This is a genomic window from Mesorhizobium sp. M1D.F.Ca.ET.043.01.1.1 (assembly GCF_003952385.1).
Taxonomy (GTDB): Bacteria; Pseudomonadota; Alphaproteobacteria; order Rhizobiales; family Rhizobiaceae; genus Mesorhizobium.
In genome coordinates this window covers 5688731-5709500 of record NZ_CP034444.1, presented here as the reverse complement: position 1 = coordinate 5709500, position 20770 = coordinate 5688731, and the positions used below count along the sequence as shown (strand labels likewise).

Sequence of the window (20770 nt, the reverse complement as noted above, 5' to 3'; positions counted from 1 at the left end):
ACAAGGCGTCGGCCGCCTGCAAGCGGAAGTCTTGATTGGATCATGTGAATCGACAAAGGGCCACGAGCAAGCAAAGATTGAGTTAGCGAGTCACCTCGGAACCGGCCGTGGCGTAAGCCTTGCCTGTTCACGACGCTGAAGGAGGATGCCAGCCGCGGCGAGCAATGCACCCATTGCCAGAACCATCAGCGGCGGACCCCATTTCAGACGCTCGAACTTCGCCTCGTAGGCGCGCACTTCGTCGAAGTCTTGCGCAGTGCCAAGCTGCTGCCAGGACTGGCCATAGGCCTTTTTCAGCAGCGGCAACATCGATCCGAACTGCGCGTAATAGGAATCGATGATCGACGAATCCTGTTGTATCTCGACAAGAGAGTGCGGAACGAAGACGCCGTAGTCGGAATCGAGAACATTGCCATTCGACTCAACGACCGTGTGCTCGGGCACGCTGTATATGGTGGCGTCGATTCCCTGATCGGCGAGAACGGAATAGACAATCTTCGAAACCTGGGAACAGAACCCGTAGCCGCGATCAAGCGCCTTGCGCGGGGTCACGAATTCATAGTTTTGCAGGTTTTCCCGATATTGCGGCTGAAAGCTGAGCATCCAGAGCAGGTAATTGTCGAAAACACTGATCCTCGTGTAGCGCGTATCGGCCGCAGTCCAGCTGTCACCTTCTGTCCAATAGTGCACCACCCCGCCCGCTACAGCTTTGGTCAGGCGATCGAGATATGCCTGCATTGGTTCATCGGGGCCACGGTAGAGGTCGTCGACATCTTCAACCCGCTGCTCGAACCCAAGCGGTCCCTCCGTTGCCGCATCGGGCGGTGCGGGGTAAGCCTTGATCAATCCGAGAGGGTAGGCCGAGACAAAGAGCAGGAAGGCTGTTCCGGCACCCGCCAAGAACAGGCCTAGCGAACGCAGCAATGTCGCAAATAAGCTCACGCGCGGCCTTTGATCCCGAATCTCAATGGCGTCATTCATGCCTGAAGCATATCACCCGCGACAGGCCCAGCCCTCGTCCATGGCGGAAATTGTGGACGGACCACCTTCGGGCTTCCGTGATAAAATTGTCAATCGGCGTCGGTTGTGGCTTGTCGCGGATCGCCGAACATGTCCATTGGGCGTCCTGAATACGGACATCGACTTGGCATTGAACGGAAAACGAACCCCGGACAGCACCATCGACACACTTCGACGCCTGTGGCGGCAGGTATCGAAGCGCCGGCAACGGCAACTGCTCGGCCTGTTGGTCCTGATGATGTTCGGCGCGCTCGCCGAAGCCGCGACGCTCGGTGCCTTGCTGCCGTTCCTTGCGCGCATCGCCAATCCCGAGGCGATCGGCGGCCAGTCGTTCCTTGCGCGCCAGCTCGCCGGTTTTAGGCTGGCCGGCTCTTCCGACAGCCTTCTCGCTTTGACGGTTCTGTTTTCGGTGGTCGCAGTCATAGCCGGGGCCGTGCGCATAGCCCTCACCTGGGCTACGAATTCCTACGTTTTCTCGCTAGGACATGAATTGGGGGTGAAGGTCTACGATCGGGTGCTCCACCAGCCCTATAGCTACCACGTTTCGCGCAATTCCAGTTCCGTGCTGGCCGCGCTTCGGCAGGTCCAGGCGATTACCGCAGGCGTCATGCTGCCGCTGCTGCAATCAATCAGCGGCATAATCATCGGCGTCTTCATCGTCATCGCTCTTTTCGTTCTAAGTTCCTTCATCACCTTCGTCATCTTCGCAGGCTTTGGGGCGGTCTACCTCGCCATGTCGCTTGTCATCCGCAAGCATCTCAAGAGGAATGCGCGCATCATTGCCAGCGTGCAGGCGGAAGGCATCCGTTCGGTGCAAGAGGGACTGGGCGGCATCCGCGACGTCATCATCAACGACACCCAATCCTATTTTCTCTCGCGCTACAGCGAACTCGACAAGCACTTGCAGCGTGCGAACGCCGCGAACGCGCTCGCGGCAGGCGCTCCGCGTTTCGCGATCGAAGCCGCGGGCATGGTGATCATCGCGGCGCTCGCATATTTCCTGATCACCCGGTCGAACAATGCCGGGCAGGTACTCCCGATGCTGGGAACGTTCGTTCTCGGCGCGCAGCGCCTGCTTCCGTCAATGCAACTCGTCTACGGGAATTGGGCGCTTATACTCAGCAACTTGGCTGGCGCCGAAATTGTGCTCAAAACGCTCGAGGCGCCGCTTGCCCCGGATTGGAATCAGCGTCCGGCCAAGCAACTCGCTTTCCAACGAGCAATTGTGCTCAGCGATGTATCGTTCCGTTACGCGTCTGACCAGGCGCCTATACTAGAACGGTTCAATCTCACGGTCGCGAAAGGAACCAAGGTCGGGTTTGTCGGCAAGACAGGTAGCGGAAAGAGCACGACGGTCGATCTGATAATGGGCCTGCTCGAGCCGACCAGCGGAGCAATCGAGATCGATGGACAACTATTGGATGGAACCACGCGGCGTGCCTGGCAAAGACAGATCGCCCATGTGCCGCAAAGTATCTTCCTGAGCGACGCCTCGATCGCCGAGAATATTGCCTTTGGCATCGACCCCGCCGACATCAACCATGATCGCGTTCGCAACGCGGCGCAGCAGGCCGCTTTGGCTGAGTTCATCGAAAGTCTGCCTCAGGGGTATGAGGCACGGGTTGGCGAGCGTGGCGTCCGTCTGTCGGGCGGCCAGCGCCAGCGTATCGGCATCGCTCGGGCGCTGTATAAACAGGCTTCGGTGCTCGTCTTCGACGAAGCGACAAGCGCGCTCGACATGGAAACCGAGGCCGCAGTCATGGAGGCGATCCGGGAACTGCCCGCCGGGCTCACGGTACTGATCATCGCGCACCGGCTCACGACGGTCGAAAACTGCGACGAGATCGTGACACTCGAAAACGGTCAGCCGCATATCTGGACGAGAACCGGCGGGCAGATCGCTTAAAATGCCTCGCGTCGAACCGGTGTCGGATTGTTCGGGTTGCGGAAAAGAAACTCCGTGCAGGCTTCACCCGTGGACATCCTGACGAGCTCGAAATCGAATCGCTCCTTCAGGAAATCGACCACCGCCTGGTCGTCGGCGAACTCCATCGGCCAGCCGCCCAGCCAGTCGCGGACGTCGGTCATGTAGCTCATGCCGCGACCTTTTTTCTTGTCATAGATCTGCTTCAAGAGCTGCGGCAGTTGAAGCGGATTGCGGCCAAGCCCGAAGCGCCAGATGTACCAGTATTCCATCCAGCGTCTCTTGCTCGGACCGGCGGCATTATACCGACGCTTCACATCCAGCCAGAATTCCGCGGAAGGCTTCACGACATTCGACGAATAGAGCGCAATGAACAAGAGCCCGCCGGGCGCTACCCTTTGCGCCGCATTTTCGATCGCCTGCCACATCGCGCCGGTGTGGTGGAGCACGCCCCAGGAATACACCAGGCCCCATGTGCCCAGCCTCTGGAGATAATCGACGTCGAGCACGTCGCCCTTCTCAACGATCCAGTTCGGCGGCTCACCCGCCAATTGGCGCAGTTTTCCGGTCGTCCTGACCGAAAGCGGATCAAAGTCGAAGGAATGGATCCGCTTCGCTTTTGCGTCGAACGCGGCAAGCGAGTGCAGCCCGCTGCCGCTGCCGATATCGAGAAAATCCATTCCTTCAAGGCTCTCTTTGCCCAGGAATGATAAGAGCTTGTCGGTCGACATCCGGCGGCGTTCAGGCGTGTAGTGCCTGTCGATGAACGCAGCCCAGTTGGCTCCGAATTCGTATCGCTTCACCCCTGAATTCTCCGGAACCGTCATTCTGCGGCCCGCGGCCCGGCTTCGACGATTTCCATCATATGAGCGGTCACCTTCCGAATGTCATAGCGCTCTTCGGCGATCCTCCGGCTGTTCTTGGCCATGCGCTCGGCCTCGTCCGGGTTATCGATCAGGCGGATCATCGCCTCCGCCAGGGGGGCCGTGGCGCCGACCGGCACCAGCAGGCCGTTCACCCCGGGAACAATCGGCGCGCGGCAACCCGGCGCATCCGTCGTGATCACCGGGCGGCCCATCGCCATCGCCTCCAGAACCGAGCGCGAGGTGCCCTCACGGTAGGACGGAAGCACGTAAACACGCGAATCGGCGATCACCCCGCGAACGTCTTCGACGGCCCCGTGATAGTGAATCGTTCCGTCCGCCACGGCTGCTTCAACCTCCGAAACCGGAAATCCCGCGGGGTTGGGATCCGTGTCACCGACCAGGTCGAAACGAGCGTCCGGCCGGACCGCCTTCACCAGTCTCGCTGCGGCCAGATATTCCGCGAGGCCTTTGTCGCGAAGCAGGCGCGCGATCATCAGAAATCGCGGCTTGTGCGGGAGAGGCGCCACCTGGAAGCGCTCCAGGTCGACCCCTGAACCGTTGACGACGTTGGCTGGTGTCCGTCCGAGAAGCCCCAGTCGACGGAAATCATCGCGGTCGTCGTCATTCTGGAAGGTGGCCGTGGTGGCCGCACGCAGGCTGGCGGCATAAAGCAGCCGAGCCACGGCGTTGACGGCCCGCCAGCGCAGCGATCTGTGCCGGTCCGTGAACGCATAGCCGAGACCGGTGACAAGCGCGTGCCGGCGCGGCACCCGTGCGATCAATGCCGCGGGTACGCCGTAGACGATTGGCTTGATCGCGCAGCTCAGCACGATCCGAGGCTTGAGTTTTCGTATCTTCCTGTAGAGCCGAAAGGCCAAAAGCGTGTCGCCGAGCGGCGCAACAGCGGCGCGCTCCATCGGCAATGGATGGAACCGGATGCCGTTTTCTGTCAGCCAACGAACGGTCATCGCATCGAATGGGGCCAGGGCGTGAACTTCGTATCCTGCAAGGCGCAGCGCAAGAAGAAAATGCCCCCGCGTGGTTGCAAGGGACCTTGGTTCGCTGACAACAACGACGATACGGTTCATGCGTTCAATTCTTGGGCTGATCGCTTCAGGCCATTCGCCCCTTGTAGGTTTTCGACGCCCGAAACCCAATGCTGACGCATGTTATCCACAACATCGATCGGCATGAGAGCGCATGAGCGGCGCAAGCATGGTCGCGGACCATTTTTGAGTGGAGACTTCTGCCTTCGCAACGGCGCATCGTTGAATTGAAACTCCGCCTGCCATAAAAGCGCCTCGACTGATCGATGACCTGAGGAAATCCGCGGATGTCCGAACGCATTGCTGTAATCGGATTAGGCTATGTCGGCTTGCCGGTAGCTGTCGCGTTTGGAAAGGTTTTCCCGGGAACGATTGCGTTTGACATCAGCGAACGTCGCATCAACGAACTGCGCGACGGCATCGATCGCACGGGAGAGGTCGACGCAACGTCGCTCAAGGAAACGTCGATCGTCCTCACCGCCGACCGACAGATGTTGAAAGGCGCGACGTTCTTCATTGTCGCCGTGCCGACCCCTATCGACAACAACCGCGCCCCCGATCTCGCGCCCCTGCGGTTGGCCTCCGAACTTGTCGGGGAAGCGGTCGAGAAGGGCGCGGTCGTCGTTTTCGAATCGACGGTCTATCCAGGCGTGACGGAAGATTTCTGCGGGCCGATCATCGAGCGGATTTCGGGCCTTAGGCACCCTGATGACTTCACGCTTGGCTATTCGCCCGAACGAGCCAACCCTGGCGATCGGGAACACTCGCTGCAACGGATCGTCAAAGTCGTCTCCGGCGAGAACACCGAGACGCTGGAGCGCGTGGCGGATACCTATGGTCGCATCATCGATGCCGGTGTCTACCGCGCCCCCTCGATCAAGGTGGCCGAGGCAGCGAAAGTGATCGAGAACACCCAGCGCGATCTCAACATCGCACTGATGAATGAATTGGCAATGATCTTCGAGCGGCTCGACATCCGGACCCAGGATGTTCTCGATGCCGCGTCGACAAAGTGGAACTTTCTTCCCTTCAAGCCGGGTTTCGTGGGTGGCCACTGCATCAGCGTCGATCCATACTATCTGACCGCCAAGGCTGAGGCTGAGGGATACCACCCGCAGATCATCCTGGCCGGCCGTCGCATCAACGACGGCATGGGAGCATTCGTTGCCCAACAGGTCGTCAAGCAGCTGATCCGCTCGGACATGCCCGTCAAAGGAGCTTCCATCGGCGTTCTCGGGCTGACCTTCAAGGAGGACGTGCCGGATTTGCGCAACAGCCGCGTCTTCGACATGGTCAGGGAACTGCGGCAATTCGGCATTGTCCCCAAAGTCCACGACCCGCTTGCCGATGCCGAAACCGCTCGACGCGACCATGGCGAAACAATCCTGCCGATCGAGGAAATAAAAGATCTGCAGGCGCTTGTTCTGGCGGTTCCTCACAAGCATTATCTCGAGGGTGGGAAGTCCCGCATTTTTGAGATGATCAGACCAGGTGGAACGCTGTTCGACATCAAGTCTGCCTTCAAGCCGAATGAAATTCCTGGCACGATAAAATATTGGAGCCTGTGAGGGCTCGGCCAGAAATCGACGCTGGGGATAAGCCGTGACATCAAGCAGGCCAATTCTGATCACCGGCGCGGCCGGTTTCATCGGTTTTCATCTCTGCGAGAGACTGCTCTCCGACGGCCGGCAGGTCGTTGGATTGGATTCCATGAATGAGTACTACGACGTCACCCTGAAGCGGGCGCGGCTCGACCGGCTGAACAGGTTCCCGAACTTTCGGTTCGAGCATGTCGATCTCACGGAGCGCGACCGTATTTCGGCGCTGCTTCTGTCGACCGCGCCGGAGATCGTCGTCAATCTCGCGGCTCAAGCCGGCGTGCGCTATTCGCTGACCAATCCGCACGCCTATGTGGAAAGCAATCTCAGCGGCTTTCTCAATGTCCTCGAAGGATGCCGGCACGCCTCGGTTGGCCATCTGGTCTATGCCTCCTCCAGTTCGATCTATGGCGGCAGTACACGAATGCCGTTCTCCGTTCACGATTCGGCTGACCATCCGCTCAGCCTCTATGCGGCAAGCAAGAAGGCCAACGAGCTTATGGCGCACACCTACAGCCATCTGTTCGCACTGCCGACGACGGGACTGCGTTTCTTCACCGTCTATGGTCCCTGGGGACGGCCGGACATGGCTCTGTTCATCTTCGCCAGGGCCATCCTCGCCGGTGAGCCGATCGACGTCTTCAACTATGGCAATATGCAGCGGGATTTCACTTATATCGACGACATTGTTGAAGGCATTGTCCGCGTCATGCGGCAGCCCGCGACGCCCAACCCGGATTGGAAAAGCGCCGCGCCGGATCCGGCAACCAGCAACGCGCCGTTCAGGATCCACAACATCGGCGGCAATTCGCCCGTTCAACTGAACCGGCTGATCGAGGTGCTGGAAGACGCGCTCGGGCGCAAGGCAAACCGCAACCTGATGCCGATCCAGCCGGGCGACGTTCCGTCGACGTCCGCCGATGTCAGCTCGCTCGAGGAGGCGACTGGATTCAAACCGAAGATCCCGATCGAGATCGGGGTCCCGCGCTTCGTGAAATGGTATCGGGAATTCTATCGGGTATGATCGGCAGCTTCGGCGGCACGGCAGGTGAAGGTCCATGAACGCGCGCTATGATTTCGGCCGCAACTGGTCGGAGCTCGCCGCGCGCTTCGAGCAGGAGCACCTGGACCGCGCCTGCCAGGACCTTCGCCGCCTCGTCGGCGATGTGAAGGACAAGACCTTTCTGGATATCGGCTGCGGGTCGGGTTTGCACTCGGCGGCCGCCCTTCGGCTTGGAGCGGCCAAGGTCCTGGCGCTGGACTACGACACCGACTGCGTCGAAACGACAAAAGCCGTCCTTTCCCGGTTCGCGCCGGAAGCCGAATGGAGCGTGGAGCGAGCCGATATCCTCGACAAGGGATCGCTTCCATCAGGGACGTTCGACATCGTCTATTCCTGGGGCGTCCTGCATCACACCGGGGACATGTGGGCAGCGATCCGCAACGCGACCGGTTTCGTCGGCCGCGGGGGACGGTTTGGCCTTGCGATCTACCTGAAGACACCTCTTTGCGGACTGTGGACCGTCGAAAAACGGCTGTACTCCTCCCATCGGTGGCTGCGCGCTCCCGTAAAGGCTCTCTTTGTTCCCGCCTACATCCTGGCGAGAACGTTGCGTCACGGGGACCCGATCTCTTTTGTAAAGAAATATCGCGCGCGCCGCGGCATGGAGTTCCTGGCAGATGTCGACGATTGGCTCGGTGGATATCCCTATCAATCCACTTCGGCCGACGAGTTGGAGACCACCGTCGGAAAACTTGGGTTTCGCATGAAGCAGCGCTTCAATGTAACGCCTGGAATTGGTCTTTTCGGCACCGGCTGCGGTGAATGGTGTTTCGAGCGAATCGATTTATAGATACTTGGTTTTCCTCTATCTGATCTCGCGGCATAGAGAGCAAATCTCGGGCTGGCCATCATGGAGCAGTGACGCCGTATGTGCGGTATCGTCGGCATTGTAGGAGGAGCGGCGGCGACGGGCAGCGGCGCCTCCACCGTGCGCCGCATGGCCGACATGATCCGGCATCGCGGTCCGGATGGAGACGGCGTCTGGACCGATGCCGAGGCCGGCGTCGCTCTCAGCCAGCGCCGACTGGCGATCATCGATCTGTCGTCGGCAGGCGCGCAGCCGATGACCTCGCATGGTGGTCGCTACGTCATTGTCTTCAACGGAGAAATTTACAACCACGCCGAGATGCGCACGCTCCTCGATCGCAAGCATGGCCTTCATGCCTGGCGCGGGCATTCCGACACCGAGGTCTTGCTGGCTGCGATCGAAGAGCTGGGCCTGAAAAAGGCCCTCGAACTGGCCGTCGGCATGTTCGCTTTCGGCTTGTGGGACCGGCTGGAGAGAACGCTCGTCCTCGGCCGCGATCGCCTGGGGGAAAAACCCTTGTACTACGGGCGTGTCGGCAAGGCGTTCGCTTTCGCCTCCGAGATCAAGGCATTCAGCCCGCTCCCCAACTGGCGCCCGGAGATCGACCGCAATGCGCTGGCGTTGTTGATGCGCCACAACTACATCCCCGCGCCTTACAGCATCTATCAGGGCATCCGCAAACTAAGGCCCGGTGAGTTTCTCGTCCTTTCCGACCCCATGCGCGAGCCGCGCGTCGAGAGCTATTGGAGCGCCAGGGAAGTCGCCGAACGGGGCCGGCGTGATCCTTTTCAAGGGAGCCCCGAAGAGGCGGTCGACGGCCTCGAGCGTCATCTTCGCCAGGCGCTCGAAGGGCAGATGATCGCCGACGTGCCGCTCGGCGCCTTCCTCTCGGGCGGCATCGATTCCTCGGCGATCGTGGCGGTCATGCAGTCGATCAGCTCGCGGCCGGTGCGGACGTTCACGATCGGATTCAACGAGGCAGGCTACAACGAGGCGCACCACGCCCAGCAGGTGGCGCGCCGACTCGGCACCGATCATACCGAACTTTATCTTAGCGAGCGCGACGCGCTCGACGTCGTGCCGCAGCTGCCCGGCATCTATTGCGAGCCTTTCTCGGACTCCTCGCAGATCCCGACGTTCCTGGTGTCCAAGTTGGCGCGTGGCAGTGTCAAGGTCGCGCTGTCGGGCGACGGCGGAGACGAGCTGTTTTCGGGCTACACGCGTTACGCGCTTGCCGATGCTTTCTGGAACAGGCTTTCCCGCGTCCCGATCGGGTTGCGCCTTGTGTCGGCAAGCTTGGCCAAGCTGCCGTCCGCGGGTCTCTATGACAATGTCGCAGGCGGGATCATGCCGCTCTTGCCGCGGCGCATGCGCCGCCAGCGTGTGGGCGACAAGATCCACAAGGCCGCCTCGGTCCTTTCGCTGCGAAGCTTAGACGATGTTTATCGTCGCCTTTGCTCGCACTGGGAGCCCGCGGATATCGTTCTCGGTGCGGCTGAGCCGCCGACGATGCTGACGGGGCTTGAACCCCTTCCGGATTTACCGGGCAACGTCGAGCGGATGATGTATCTCGACACGATGAGCTATCTGCCGGATGACATTCTGGTAAAGGTCGACCGCGCGGCAATGGCCATCGGCCTTGAAACCCGCGTGCCGCTTCTCGACCATCGCCTTGTAAGCTTTGCCCTTTCGTTGCCGCTTTCCGTTCTGCGGACCGGCGGGCAAACCAAGTGGCCGCTCAGGCAACTGCTCTACAGACATGTTCCTCAGGCGCTTGTCGAACGTCCAAAGATGGGCTTCGGCGTGCCTATAGATGCCTGGTTGCGCGGAGCCCTCCGCGACTGGGCGGAGGCGCTGCTGGACGAGCGCCGATTGCAGGAGGATGGCTTTTTCCGGTCGAAGCCGATCCGGCGCGCCTGGTCCGAGCATCTTTCCGGACACCGCAACAACCAGTATCTGCTTTGGGACGTGCTGATGTTCCAATCATGGCGGGAAGCGCACCAGGGAGCCTCGGCTGCTGCCGCGGCTTGAGCAAGCGCAAGCTCAAACGGTTTCATTTTTGCACTGTCCGCCCGTTGCGGCCAGATGGCGAGCGCAATGGAATCGCACTATCGGATGCCGGAACTAGAGGCTATACCGGCTCCGGGACAGGGGCCAGGGTAAGCGGGGATCATTGAATCGATCTGCACGCAACCTAAGAGATTGCAAAGCAAGGCATTGAATCCGTTTACATCGCTCCGGCGCCACCCCACGGCCGAAAAGATCAACCTCTACTTCTCGATGGTCTGTTTCTTTTCGCCGCCGGTGCTCGGATCGGTGGTGAGCTTCATTTTTCATGGCGGCGCCCTCTGGTCGGTGGTGCTGCTGGCCGCCGGGCGACGCCGCTTGAACATCGACCGGCCGATGGTTGCCATGACCATTGCAGTCTATGCCTACTGCGCGGCGATGGTTTTGGCGTCGATCGTCAATGGTACGCTGCGGGTCGACGTTGCGTATTTCCTGCCGCTGATCACCTTGTTGTTGTTCCCGATCTCTTATTCGACCTGGAGCATCACCGATAAGGCGGCCCTTGCGCGCATTGCCGTGCTCGCCAGCGCGGCGGCCTGTGCGGGCGCGCTGGTGCTGGCCGTCGTCCAATATTACTGGATCGGCATGCTCCGGGCCGAAGGCGGAGCCGGAAATCCGATCGTGTTTGCGACGGTCACCTGTCTTGCCGTGGTGATATGCCTTGCAGGCGCCCTGTCGGGGTTGGAGAAAGCCTGGGGACCACTCATCGTCGCCGCGCTCGCCGGCGTCGTGGCGACCCTCTATTCGGGCTCGCGCATGATTTGGGTGGCCCTGTTGATCGCGGTTGTTGCCGTGCTCGCAATCAATCGCCAAAGGTTCGCTCGGGCGAATATGAGGCGGTTTCTGGTGGTGGCCGGAGCCGCGAGCCTGCTGACCGCCGCAATGACGTCCCCGATCATCGTGGATCGCACTCATGTCCTTTTTGACGACTGGGATGCCCTTGTCATCAAAGGCGATCATTCCACCCCGCTCGGACTGCGCGTTGGGCTCTGGGACATAGGGCTCGAGGCATTTCGCGAGGCCCCGCTTTTCGGCCACGGCATTTCCGCGAGTCGAGGGCTTTCAAGGCAGGGATTCAAGAAGCACTTTGGGCTGAGCCAAGGTTTCAACCATTTTCACAACGGCTTTCTGACTGCGTTGGTGCAGGCTGGACTTTTAGGCGCAACTGCACTGGCGGCGATCTTCGTCGTCGCGATCTGGAACGCGACAAGAGTGCTGCGTTTCAGTGCCGATCCGCTGGAGCGGTTCGGGGCGACGATGATCGTCGTCACCGTCATAGTGTACCTTGTTGGTGGGCTGAGTGGCATCCTTGTCGGCCACGACATTCTCGATTCAACGCTGATGGTGTTCCTGATTTCTGGAACTTACCTGGCTTGCGGGCGCACCGTGCCGCCGATCGGAAAAAGCTCCTGTGACCATGGTCCGGTTCGCCAATTGGAACTCACAAAGACCTAGAGCGGTTCAGCTTTTGACAGAATCGAAGAGGGATTCCGGAGAGGCTGATTTTGTGATTCAAGATGCTGGCTGGATCGGAGGCCAGCATCGGATGACGCGACCTCTTTCGAATGATCTTCGTGAGCGTGTTGTTGTGGCGATCGCGGCTGGTGAGAGCTGCCGCACGGTTGCGGCTCGTTTTGGCATAGCGGTGTCGTCGGCGGTGAAGTGGTCGCAGCGCTATCGAGCGAGTGGGTCGGTCGCGCCCGGCAAGATGGGCGGCCATCGCAAGCGGGTTCTGGAGCCGCACCGGGCCTTCATCGTGGAGAGGATCAATCAGACGCCGCATCTGTCGCTGCATCGGCTAAAGGACGAACTTGCGGCGCGCGGTGTGAAGGTATCGCACGATACGGTGTGGCAGTTCCTGCGGCGCGAGGGTTTGCGGTTCAAAAAAAACTCTGTTGGCCCTTGAGCAAGCCCGCGCTGACATCGCGCGACGGCGACAACGCTGGCGTTCCTGGCAGTCCGGTCTCGACCCACGGCAGTTGGTCTTCATCGACGAAACCTGGATCAAGACCAACATGGCGCCGCTGCGCGGTTGGGGGCCGAAGGGCAAACGCCTGCGCGGCTTGGCTCCATACGGCCACTGGCGCACGCTGACCTTCCTCGGCGCGCTGCGCTGCGACCGGCTGACTGCACCTTGCGTCTTCGACGGGCCGATCAACGGCCAGTGTTTCCGCGCCTATGTCGAGCAGCAGCTCGTGCCAGTGCTTGAGCCGGGCGACATCGTCGTCATGGACAATCTCGGCTCCCACAAGTCGGCAGCCATCCGGCAGATGATCCGCGCCGCAGGCGCCAGGCTCTGGTACCTGCCGCCATACTCGCCAGATCTCAACCCGATCGAGCAGGCCTTCGCCAAGATCAAGCACTGGATGCGAACTGCCCAGAAGCGAACCATCGACGACACCTGGCGACACATCGGACACCTCGTCGCCACCATAGAACCCGACGAATGCTCAAACTACTTCAACAACGCCGGATACGCTTCCGTCAAAACCTGAAACGCTCTAGAGCAATTCCAGGAAAAGTGTGTAACGGTTTTCCGTCCGGAATGCGTAAAAACAAATATTTAGAGCATGTCTCCCGAAGTGGGGCCGGTTTCGGGATAACGACATGCTTGAAATCAATGGCTTAAAGCGCGTCGCCTGAATCCGCTGCGTCGCGACATGCTTCAGGAGCTGCGGCCGGTGAAGTGGTTCGCGTGGCGTAGCGAAGGAAGGATTGTCCAGTCGAAGACGCCGGCGTCTCCTTCCCCGGGATATTTCCTGGCGCCGGCGCTCGACAAGGCCGTGACGGCATCAAAGCTGGAGCGGACCACCATTTCCAGCCATCTAAGACACTCTTCACCTGTCGATCCGGATCTGACGTGAAGAGCGTCTCGACCGGGGTGCCGTGCTTGGATTGATGGGTTCCAGGAATGAGATCCGGTCCAAGCACTCACGACCTCTTTTCTAGCCGTGCCGGATTTCCGTGCCGAGCACCTTCAGGCATTCCCGGATGAAGGCTGCAAGAGCGGTCCAGCCTTTGGCCGAAACCATTGTGCCGTCGACATAGGCCTCGGTTGGCGACAAGTCGATGTAGGTGCCGCCGGCGAGCGTCACTTCCGGCTCGCAGGCCGCGAGCGCGCCGACCTTTTTTCCGCGTACGACGCCGTCGACCGCGATCAGGATCTGCACGCCGTGGCAGATCGTGAAGATCGGCTTCCTGGTTTCGTGGAAATGGCGCACCATCGCTTGAATGCGCTTGTCGGTGCGGATGTACTCTGGTCCGCGGCCGCCGGCGCAATAGACGGCGTCGTACTGGTCGAGCTGCTTCTCCGCGTCGGAGAACGTCTTGTTGATCAGCGCGTAATGACCGAGCTTCTCGGTGTAGGTCTGGTCGCCCTCGAAGTCGTGGAGCGAGGTCTTGATCAGGTCGCCGGCGTTCTTGTCCGGGCAGACGACGTGGACGGTGTGGCCGACTGCCTCCATCGCCTGCTGGTATACGAAGATCTCGTATTCCTCGGTGAACTCACCGGTCAGCATCAATATCTTCTTGGCTGGCATGACTTTTCCTTTCGATTCTGGAGATGCCAAGGCGCCGATTCCGCACTGCCTGGAAACGCCTTCGGCGCGCCGCACGGGCGCAACCGGCAGGCCGGCGCAACATCGCGGTTCCTATCAAGGCGAGCGGAAATGGGCATGAAGATCACTCGAAGGCCGGCAGGAGCCGGTCCCGCGAATTCTCGATATGCACGCGCATCGCCTTCCCGGCGGCGCCCGCATCGCCCGCCGCGAAGGCAGCGAGAATGGCCTCGTGCTCATCCAGCGCCTCTTCGGTGACCCGCGAGTGGTACATCAGGCGGAAGATGTGAAAGTGGGTGTGCTGGTGGCTCAGCGTCTCGCGGATGAGTTCATTCTGAGCGAACTCCATGATCTTGTCGTGAAAGATCGCATCCTGCCGCGCGAAGTTGGAATAGCGCAGGCGCTCATCTCTTCCTACCCCCCGCACCATGACGCCGGCCGCTTCCCGCAGGATCGCGAGGCGCTCCTCATCCAGGGTTGCCGTGGCCTTGGCCGCAGCGGCGGGTTCCAACAGAAGGCGCAACTCGTAGAGCTCGTCGAACCGGCGTCGGGTGATCTGCGGGGCGGCGCGGTAGCCGATCAGATGCGTCTTCACCACCAGCCCTTCACCTTCCAGCCTGCCGAGGGCTTCGCGGATAGGCGTGTGGGAGACGTCGAATTCCCTGACCAGATTGTCGACGGTGATCCGCGATCCCGGGGGAATCCTCAGCGACATCAACTGCGCGAAGATCGCCTCATAGACATCCCCGGCCAGACTGTTGGCCCGCTGGATGCGGCCGCCCGGACGGGCTGCGTTGGCAACGGTCAGACCGGTGTCTTGCATCGTTTTGCCTCTTGACAGGAGCAAGCCTTAACACGATGGTTCGGCCGATACAATACTATATCCTATACGATTTTATAGAGGATATGGATGAGCTAACACCTTGTAACGCCAGCGGCGCCTTACCGGCTCAGATCGGCACGAAAGCGAAGTTCTGGGAAACCGGGCCTCTCTCAGCTGGGTGAGGCTCTGCAACGAACGAAAGCTCAGCCAGCCACCTTTTTCGAAAGGCCGCAGTCCATGACCTTGTTTGCAGCCGCGCGGCTGCCGCGCGAAATTCTCTTCGGCAAAGGCCAGCGCCACGCCCTGCCCGCGGTTGCCGGCCGCCATGGCCGGCGCGCATTCATCTGCACCGACGAACGCTTGGCCAGGACGTCCGAGTTCACCGAAATCCTCGCTGGATTGGAAGCTGCCCGGGTCGCCACGCTCGTCTACGATCGGACCTTGCCCGACGTGCCGCGCGACAGCGTCGGCGCCTGCATCGCGGAGGCAAGGAGCTTCAAGCCGGATGTGGTGATCGGCGTTGGGGGCGGCAGTTGCCTCGACATGGCCAAATGCGCCGCGCTTTTGCTCAGCCATGGCGGCAAGCTCCAGGACTACTATGGTGAATTCAAGGTGCCGGGCCCTACCCTACCGTTGATAGCGGTGCCGACCACGGCCGGCACCGGCTCCGAAGTGACCCCGGTCGCCGTGATCTCGGACCCGGAGCGGACGCTCAAGGTCGGCATCTCCAGCCCGCATCTCATTGCCGCGGTTGCGCTTTGCGATCCGGACCTGACGGCGAGCTGCCCGCCCTCCCTGACAGCCATCGCCGGTGCCGACGCGCTGACGCATGCGATCGAAGCGTTCACTGCGGCAAAACGCGGTGCCGATGCCGATCTGCCGCAGCGACATGTCTTCATCGGAAAGAACGCGCTGAGCGATCATTTCGCCCTGCTGGCAATCAGGCTTTTGGGCCGCAGCCTCGAGGCGGCCTATCGTGACGGGTCGAACGAGAACGCGCGCGCAGATGTCATGATGGGGGCGTTGGCCGCAGGCTGCGCCTTCGGCACCGCGGGGACCGCCGCTGCCCACGCCGTGCAGTATCCGGTCGGCGCGCTCACCCACACGCCGCACGGACTGGGCGTCGCGACGATGCTTCCGTATGTGATGAGCTACAATCTTGCGGCCGCAACGCGAGAGATTGCCGAACTCGGCGGCGCCCTCGGCGTGCCACGCCAGGATCGCAACGCCGATCAGCTGGCGGATGCCACGATCAAGGAAGTTGCGCGACTCTTCAAGGCCATCGGCATTACACCCACGCTGGCCGACCTCGGCCTTCCCGAGGACAAGATCGACTGGACGGCCGAGCAGGCGCTCGGCATCGACCGACTGATCAAGAACAATCCCCGCCCGTTCGACTCGGCCGCGATGCGGCGCCTGGTCAGGGCTGCTTATGACGGCGACATGGCCGCCGCGACGATGTGAGGGATGGAGCCTGAACCCCATGAACATTTCGATAGACCTGATCGACCAGGATTCTGACATGTCTGAATACGCTGCGTTTTCGCATGGGCTCTACATCGGCGGGATATGGCGACCCTCATCCGACGGCTCTGTCATCGAAGTGGTCGATCCTTCGACCGAGGCCGTGATCGCGGCGGTTCCCGACGCCACGCTCGCCGACGCCGCAGCCGCGGTCGAGGCGGCGGCCGAGGCAGCGACGAGTTGGCGCGAGGCCGCGCCGCGCAGGCGATCCGAGATCCTGAGGCGCTGCTTCGAGCTCATGACCGAACGTGCGGAGATCTTGGCTGCGTTGATTTCCCTGGAGAACGGGAAGGCCCTGCGCGATGCGCGCGGCGAAGTCGCCTATGCGGCTGAGTTCTTCCGCTGGAACGCCGAGGAAGCGGTTCGTATCGGCGGCGAGTTCGGCCTTGCGCCGTCGGGCGCAAACCGCATCGTGGTCGACTACCAGCCTATCGGCGTCTGCGTTCTGATAACGCCGTGGAACTTCCCGGCGGCAATGGCGACACGCAAGATCGCGCCGGCGCTCGCAGCCGGCTGCACGGTGATCCTGAAGCCCGCCAGCGAGACGCCGCTGACGGCCTACGCGCTTGCCGCTCTCTACGAAGAGGCCGGCGTGCCGCCTGGCGTCGTCAACGTCATCACCACCTCGAAACCAGGGCCGCTGACCGCGGCTATGCTGGCTGATGCGCGGGTGCGGAAGCTTTCGTTCACCGGCTCGACCGGCGTTGGCCGGGTGCTTCTTGCCGAAGCAGCAAAACACGTCATCTCCTGTTCGATGGAGCTTGGCGGCAATGCGCCGTTCATCGTCTTCGACGACGCCGATCTGGAGGCCGCCCTCGATGGCGCCATGATCGCCAAGATGCGCAATGCCGGCGAGGCCTGCACGGCCGCCAATCGGCTCTACGTGCAGGCGGGCATCCATGACGCTTTCGCGGAAGGACTGCGCAAACGCATGGCGGCGCTCAATATCGGCCCGGGCACGGACTCAGAAACCGAATGCGGGCCGATGATCACCAGGAAGGCTGTCGACAAGATCGATCGGCTCGTCCAGGACGCAGTCGCCCGCGGTGCGAAGCTTCTGTGCGGCGGAGCTGCCTCTGAAGGCAGAGGCTACTTCTATCCGCCGACTGTGCTTCGCGACGTGCCGGCTGACGCGGCAATGGCGCATGAGGAGATATTCGGCCCCGTGGCTCCTATCAGCCGCTTCGAAAACGAGGCGGAAGCAATCGCAAGGGCGAACGATACCGAATACGGCCTGGCCGCCTATATCTACACGCGCGACCTGGCCAAGGGCATGCGTGTGGCGTCGAAGATAGAGTCCGGCATGATCGCGCTCAATCGCGGCCTGATGTCGGATCCGGCGGCGCCCTTCGGCGGCGTCAAGCAAAGCGGGCTGGGTCGCGAAGGCGGCCAGAAACATGGCATAGCCGAGTTCATGGAGGCGAAGTACATCGCCGTGACGATCTGAGCAGACAGATGGCGAAAGATCCGTTCCGCACCCGTGATCATGTCGTCGAGTTCGACGACATCGTTGCCGAGATCCGCCGCAGAAGCGCGGAAACCCAGGCAAAAGTCCCGATGGTCGCCGATGTCGCCTATGGGCGGGACAGCGCCGAAACCGTCGACCTGTTCTTCCCGGAAGGCAAACGGGACCGCCTGCCGGTGCACATGTTCATTCACGGCGGCTATTGGCGCATGTTTTCGAAGAACGATTATTCCTATATCGCCGAGACCGTCACGAGTGCAGGAGCGATCGCGATAATCGTCGGCTACGCGCTGATGCCCGCGGTGAGGCTGGCTACGATTGTCGACGAGGTGCGCCGCGCCAGGCAATGGGTGCATGACCACATCGCAAACCACGGCGGCGATCCCGGCCAGCTGACCGTTAGCGGCCATTCTGCCGGTGCCCATCTTGCGACGATGCTTTTCAACGACGGCAGCCGACCATCGGGCATCAAAGGCACTTTTCTGCTTGGGGGAATTTACGATCTGAAGCCGTTGCAGGACTCGTTTCTCGCCGCCGAGATCGCGATCACCGACGAAGAAGTCGAGCAATTTTCCCCGATCGACCATCGCTTCGATCCATCGGTGGAGGTTGAGCTCTCCGTCGGAGCCCATGAGACGCGGCCTTTCCACGACCAGGCCGCGACATTCGCTGAAAATCTCGAAAAGCAGGGACTGACCGTCTCGCGCACGAGCCTTGCAGCGGCCAATCACATGAGCAGCGTCCGTGACCTCGGCCTGGCCGGCACGCAAGCGGCAGCATCATTGGCTCGACTGCTGGCCGTGTGAAAAGGCTAGGATATGCTCCTCAACGCCAATTTCGGCTTTCAAGCATCCGAACAGGGGCTCGCTCGCGCCGTTTCTTAGGCTAAGATTGTTCCAACTGGCAGGAGGTCCGTCCCTTGCGAGAAGAGCACCGCAGGCTTGCGGCGATCTTGGCTGCCGACGTGGCAGGTTACTCGCGGCTGATGACAGCCGACGAGTCGGGAACGCTGCGCCGGCTGAGACGGCTCCGCGCTGAAGTGTTCGAGCCCAAAATCGCTCGGTTCCGTGGACGCATCGTCGGCTCGGCCGGGGACAGCCTGCTGGTCGAGTTTGGGAGCGCGGTTAACGCCGTGGAGTGTGCGGTCGAGCTGCAGCGCGAGCTGGGAGGCGAGAACGCCGGGCTCCCCGAAAGCCGGCGTATGGCGTTCCGTATGGGCGTAAACCTCGGCGACGTGATCGTCGAAGACGACACGATATACGGAGACGGTGTGAACATCGCGGCCCGGCTTGAAAAGCTCGCGGAGCCTGGCGGTGTTTGCATCGGGCGCGCCATCTACGATCAAGTAAAAGGCAAGCTTGAATACGGCTATGCGGATATCGGCGAGCAACGGGTCCACAACATTGCGGAGCCGGTACGCGCTTACCGTGTCGTGTCCGTTGAGCAGTCCCCCGCCAGCTCAGCCGTGCCGTCGGCCAAGGATGCTCTCCCGTTTCGCAACCGACCATCGATCGCCGTGCTGCCCTTCACCAACATGAGCGGCGACCCGGAGCAGGAATACTTCTCTGACGGCATCACCGAGGACATCATTACGGACCTCAGCAAGGTCGGGGCGCTGGCAGTCACCGCACGCAACACGACCTTTGCCCTCAAAGGCAAGTCGATGGACGTCAGCGAAGCGGCGCGGCAATTGCGCGTTTCGCATGTGCTGGAAGGCAGCGTGCGCAAGGCGGGTAGCCGCGTTCGCATCACCGCGCAGCTGATCGACGGGATGAGTGGGCATCATGTGTGGGCCGAGCGCTACGACCGTGATCTCAACGACATATTTGCGCTCCAGGACGAGATCGCGCGGGCCATCGTCGATGCCCTGAAGATCCGGCTGATGCCGGCCGAGCACGCTGCCATCGGCAAGCGCACGACCGAGAACGTCGAAGCCTATCAATATTACCTGATGGGGCGGCAGCATTTCTTGCGCCTGGGCCGTCGCAATCACCTTTCCGCCCGACGCCTCTACCAGCGGGCGCTCGAGATCGATCCCGAATACGCGCTGGCCCGGGCCGGGCTGGCGCTGGCTGAAGGCATGTTGCTGAGATCCGGAGATCCCAGCGCAGACCTTGTCACCTTGAGCGCCGAGGCGCAGCGCGCGCTGGCCTTGGACGCGACACTGGCGGAAGCTCACGTGGCCGACGCGATGGCGCATTTCCAGAAGGAGCAAATCGAACTCGCAAGCGCCTCCTGCCGGCGAGCAATCGCGCTCGATCCCGATCTCTACGAGGCGCACAGGACCTTGGGCGACGTGCTGCGCATGGAGCGCAAGTTTGCAGAGGCCGCGGCCGCCTATGAGAAGGCGGCGGAGGTTGATCGCAACAGCTATGGTGCGATGTGCATGCTGTGGGATTGCCGCAAGACCCTGGGCGACGAGGAGGAAGCCCACAGGCTTTCAAGGGAGGTGCTGACCCGCATCGAGAAAGCCATGCAGCTCTATCCGGACGATGGGGCAGCCTATGCCTATGGTTGTTACATCCTCCACAATCTCGGCCTCGAGGAACGCGCCCTCCAGTGGGCCGGGCGCGCGATCACGATCGACCCGGAGGACTATAACAGCCACTACAATGTCGCGTGTTTCCTGGCGGCGATCGGCGCTGTCGAAAAGGCGATCGACACGCTGGAGCACTGCGTGCCGCAGCTTGGATTGCAGCAAGTGCACTGGATGGCGCAGGACGTGGATATGAACCCTCTGCGCGATCATCCGCGCTATCGGGCGCTGATGGAGCGCCTGGAGGTCGGTTTGGCGAACGCGGAAGGCCAATCAGGAAGCGGAACCGACGGACGGCCTTCCGGAGCTTAGAGCCCTGGGCCCTGAGGGCGTCGTAAAATAGTTGATTTAATTGCCTTTTTCGTGGGCACAGGTCAGACCTCCTTCCGTGACGCACATCATCCGAAGTATCGCTTATGATCAGATGCGGGGTCGTCCGAGCGCTCTGGTGAATATTAGCGCATTTGATAGTA

16 protein-coding genes are annotated in these 20770 nt (G+C 61.3%); 11 read left to right on the top strand and 5 right to left on the bottom strand.

Features of this window, described 5'->3' with window-relative positions; all coding sequences use genetic code 11:
- Positions 1-90: 90 nt before the first annotated feature.
- Positions 91-981 carry a hypothetical protein gene (locus EJ067_RS27445; protein WP_126088287.1) on the bottom strand — a complete coding sequence of 297 codons (891 nt, stop codon included), beginning with the start codon at positions 979-981 and terminating at the stop codon, positions 91-93.
- Between the two features lie 136 nt (positions 982-1117).
- On the opposite strand from EJ067_RS27445, the gene EJ067_RS27440 reads away from it, so the two are divergent.
- Positions 1118-2926, top strand: coding sequence for an ABC transporter ATP-binding protein (locus EJ067_RS27440; protein WP_245468069.1), 1809 nt, complete (start codon positions 1118-1120; stop codon positions 2924-2926).
- Here EJ067_RS27440 and EJ067_RS27435 read toward each other — a convergent pair.
- Both EJ067_RS27435 and EJ067_RS27430 read right to left on the bottom strand, forming a co-directional pair.
- Positions 2923-3747: a class I SAM-dependent methyltransferase gene (locus tag EJ067_RS27435; RefSeq protein ID WP_189510138.1), complete on the bottom strand. Its 825-nt coding sequence runs from the start codon at positions 3745-3747 to the stop codon at positions 2923-2925. The two genes, EJ067_RS27440 and EJ067_RS27435, sit on opposite strands and share 4 nt — an antisense overlap.
- Positions 3748-3767: 20 nt before the next feature.
- The gene (locus EJ067_RS27430; protein WP_126088285.1) at positions 3768-4898 is read right to left on the bottom strand and encodes a glycosyltransferase family 4 protein; all 1131 of its coding nucleotides are present in this window, start codon (positions 4896-4898) and stop codon (positions 3768-3770) included.
- Between the two features lie 245 nt (positions 4899-5143).
- On the opposite strand from EJ067_RS27430, the gene EJ067_RS27425 reads away from it, so the two are divergent.
- The 6 genes from EJ067_RS27425 (at position 5144) to EJ067_RS27400 (ending at position 12887) form a co-directional block, all read left to right on the top strand.
- Entirely contained in the window at positions 5144-6424 is a 1281-nt protein-coding gene (locus tag EJ067_RS27425; protein ID WP_126088284.1) for a nucleotide sugar dehydrogenase, read from the top strand.
- A 34-nt stretch (positions 6425-6458) separates the two neighbouring features.
- Positions 6459-7478 (top strand): NAD-dependent epimerase, encoded by a 1020-nt coding sequence (locus EJ067_RS27420; protein ID WP_126088283.1) that lies wholly within the window; start codon positions 6459-6461, stop codon positions 7476-7478.
- Between the two features lie 34 nt (positions 7479-7512).
- The gene (locus EJ067_RS27415) at positions 7513-8307 is read left to right on the top strand and encodes a class I SAM-dependent methyltransferase (protein WP_126088282.1); all 795 of its coding nucleotides are present in this window, start codon (positions 7513-7515) and stop codon (positions 8305-8307) included.
- A 78-nt stretch (positions 8308-8385) separates the two neighbouring features.
- Positions 8386-10356: an asparagine synthase (glutamine-hydrolyzing) gene (asnB, locus tag EJ067_RS27410; protein WP_126088281.1), complete on the top strand. Its 1971-nt coding sequence runs from the start codon at positions 8386-8388 to the stop codon at positions 10354-10356.
- Positions 10357-10542: 186 nt separating this feature from the next.
- Positions 10543-11847: an O-antigen ligase gene (locus EJ067_RS27405; protein WP_126089766.1), complete on the top strand. Its 1305-nt coding sequence runs from the start codon at positions 10543-10545 to the stop codon at positions 11845-11847.
- A 91-nt stretch (positions 11848-11938) separates the two neighbouring features.
- Positions 11939-12887, top strand: a protein-coding gene (locus tag EJ067_RS27400) for an IS630 family transposase (RefSeq protein ID WP_126086483.1) whose coding sequence is annotated in 2 segments (ribosomal slippage) — positions 11939-12274 and positions 12276-12887 — 948 coding nt in all. Because the reading frame shifts where the segments join, the coding sequence is not laid out codon by codon here.
- Between the two features lie 450 nt (positions 12888-13337).
- Here EJ067_RS27400 and EJ067_RS27395 read toward each other — a convergent pair.
- Positions 13338-13931 carry a DJ-1/PfpI family protein gene (locus EJ067_RS27395; protein ID WP_126088280.1) on the bottom strand — a complete coding sequence of 198 codons (594 nt, stop codon included), beginning with the start codon at positions 13929-13931 and terminating at the stop codon, positions 13338-13340.
- Between the two features lie 142 nt (positions 13932-14073).
- Positions 14074-14772 carry a GntR family transcriptional regulator gene (locus EJ067_RS27390; protein ID WP_126088279.1) on the bottom strand — a complete coding sequence of 233 codons (699 nt, stop codon included), beginning with the start codon at positions 14770-14772 and terminating at the stop codon, positions 14074-14076.
- A 237-nt stretch (positions 14773-15009) separates the two neighbouring features.
- Here EJ067_RS27390 and EJ067_RS27385 point away from each other — a divergent pair, with 237 nt between their 5' ends.
- The 4 genes from EJ067_RS27385 (at position 15010) to EJ067_RS27370 (ending at position 20609) form a co-directional block, all read left to right on the top strand.
- Entirely contained in the window at positions 15010-16236 is a 1227-nt protein-coding gene (locus tag EJ067_RS27385; protein WP_126088278.1) for an iron-containing alcohol dehydrogenase, read from the top strand.
- A 58-nt stretch (positions 16237-16294) separates the two neighbouring features.
- Positions 16295-17743, top strand: coding sequence for an NAD-dependent succinate-semialdehyde dehydrogenase (locus EJ067_RS27380; protein WP_245468068.1), 1449 nt, complete (start codon positions 16295-16297; stop codon positions 17741-17743).
- An 8-nt stretch (positions 17744-17751) separates the two neighbouring features.
- On the top strand, positions 17752-18567 hold the full coding sequence (locus EJ067_RS27375; protein ID WP_126088276.1) for an alpha/beta hydrolase: 816 nt from the start codon (positions 17752-17754) through the stop codon (positions 18565-18567).
- A gap of 113 nt (positions 18568-18680) precedes the next feature.
- The gene (locus tag EJ067_RS27370; RefSeq protein ID WP_245468067.1) at positions 18681-20609 is read left to right on the top strand and encodes an adenylate/guanylate cyclase domain-containing protein; all 1929 of its coding nucleotides are present in this window, start codon (positions 18681-18683) and stop codon (positions 20607-20609) included.
- Positions 20610-20770: the final 161 nt, after the last annotated feature.

Coding starts and splice junctions, on each gene's coding strand:
- EJ067_RS27445 (WP_126088287.1), bottom strand. CDS start 981: ATGAATGACGCCATTGAGATTCGGGATCAAAGGCCGCGCGTGAGCTTA.
- EJ067_RS27430 (WP_126088285.1), bottom strand. CDS start 4,898: ATGAACCGTATCGTCGTTGTTGTCAGCGAACCAAGGTCCCTTGCAACC.
- EJ067_RS27425 (WP_126088284.1), top strand. CDS start 5,144: ATGTCCGAACGCATTGCTGTAATCGGATTAGGCTATGTCGGCTTGCCG.
- EJ067_RS27415 (WP_126088282.1), top strand. CDS start 7,513: ATGAACGCGCGCTATGATTTCGGCCGCAACTGGTCGGAGCTCGCCGCG.
- asnB (WP_126088281.1), top strand. CDS start 8,386: ATGTGCGGTATCGTCGGCATTGTAGGAGGAGCGGCGGCGACGGGCAGC.
- EJ067_RS27395 (WP_126088280.1), bottom strand. CDS start 13,931: ATGCCAGCCAAGAAGATATTGATGCTGACCGGTGAGTTCACCGAGGAA.
- EJ067_RS27390 (WP_126088279.1), bottom strand. CDS start 14,772: ATGCAAGACACCGGTCTGACCGTTGCCAACGCAGCCCGTCCGGGCGGC.
- EJ067_RS27385 (WP_126088278.1), top strand. CDS start 15,010: ATGACCTTGTTTGCAGCCGCGCGGCTGCCGCGCGAAATTCTCTTCGGC.
- EJ067_RS27380 (WP_245468068.1), top strand. CDS start 16,295: ATGTCTGAATACGCTGCGTTTTCGCATGGGCTCTACATCGGCGGGATA.
- EJ067_RS27375 (WP_126088276.1), top strand. CDS start 17,752: ATGGCGAAAGATCCGTTCCGCACCCGTGATCATGTCGTCGAGTTCGAC.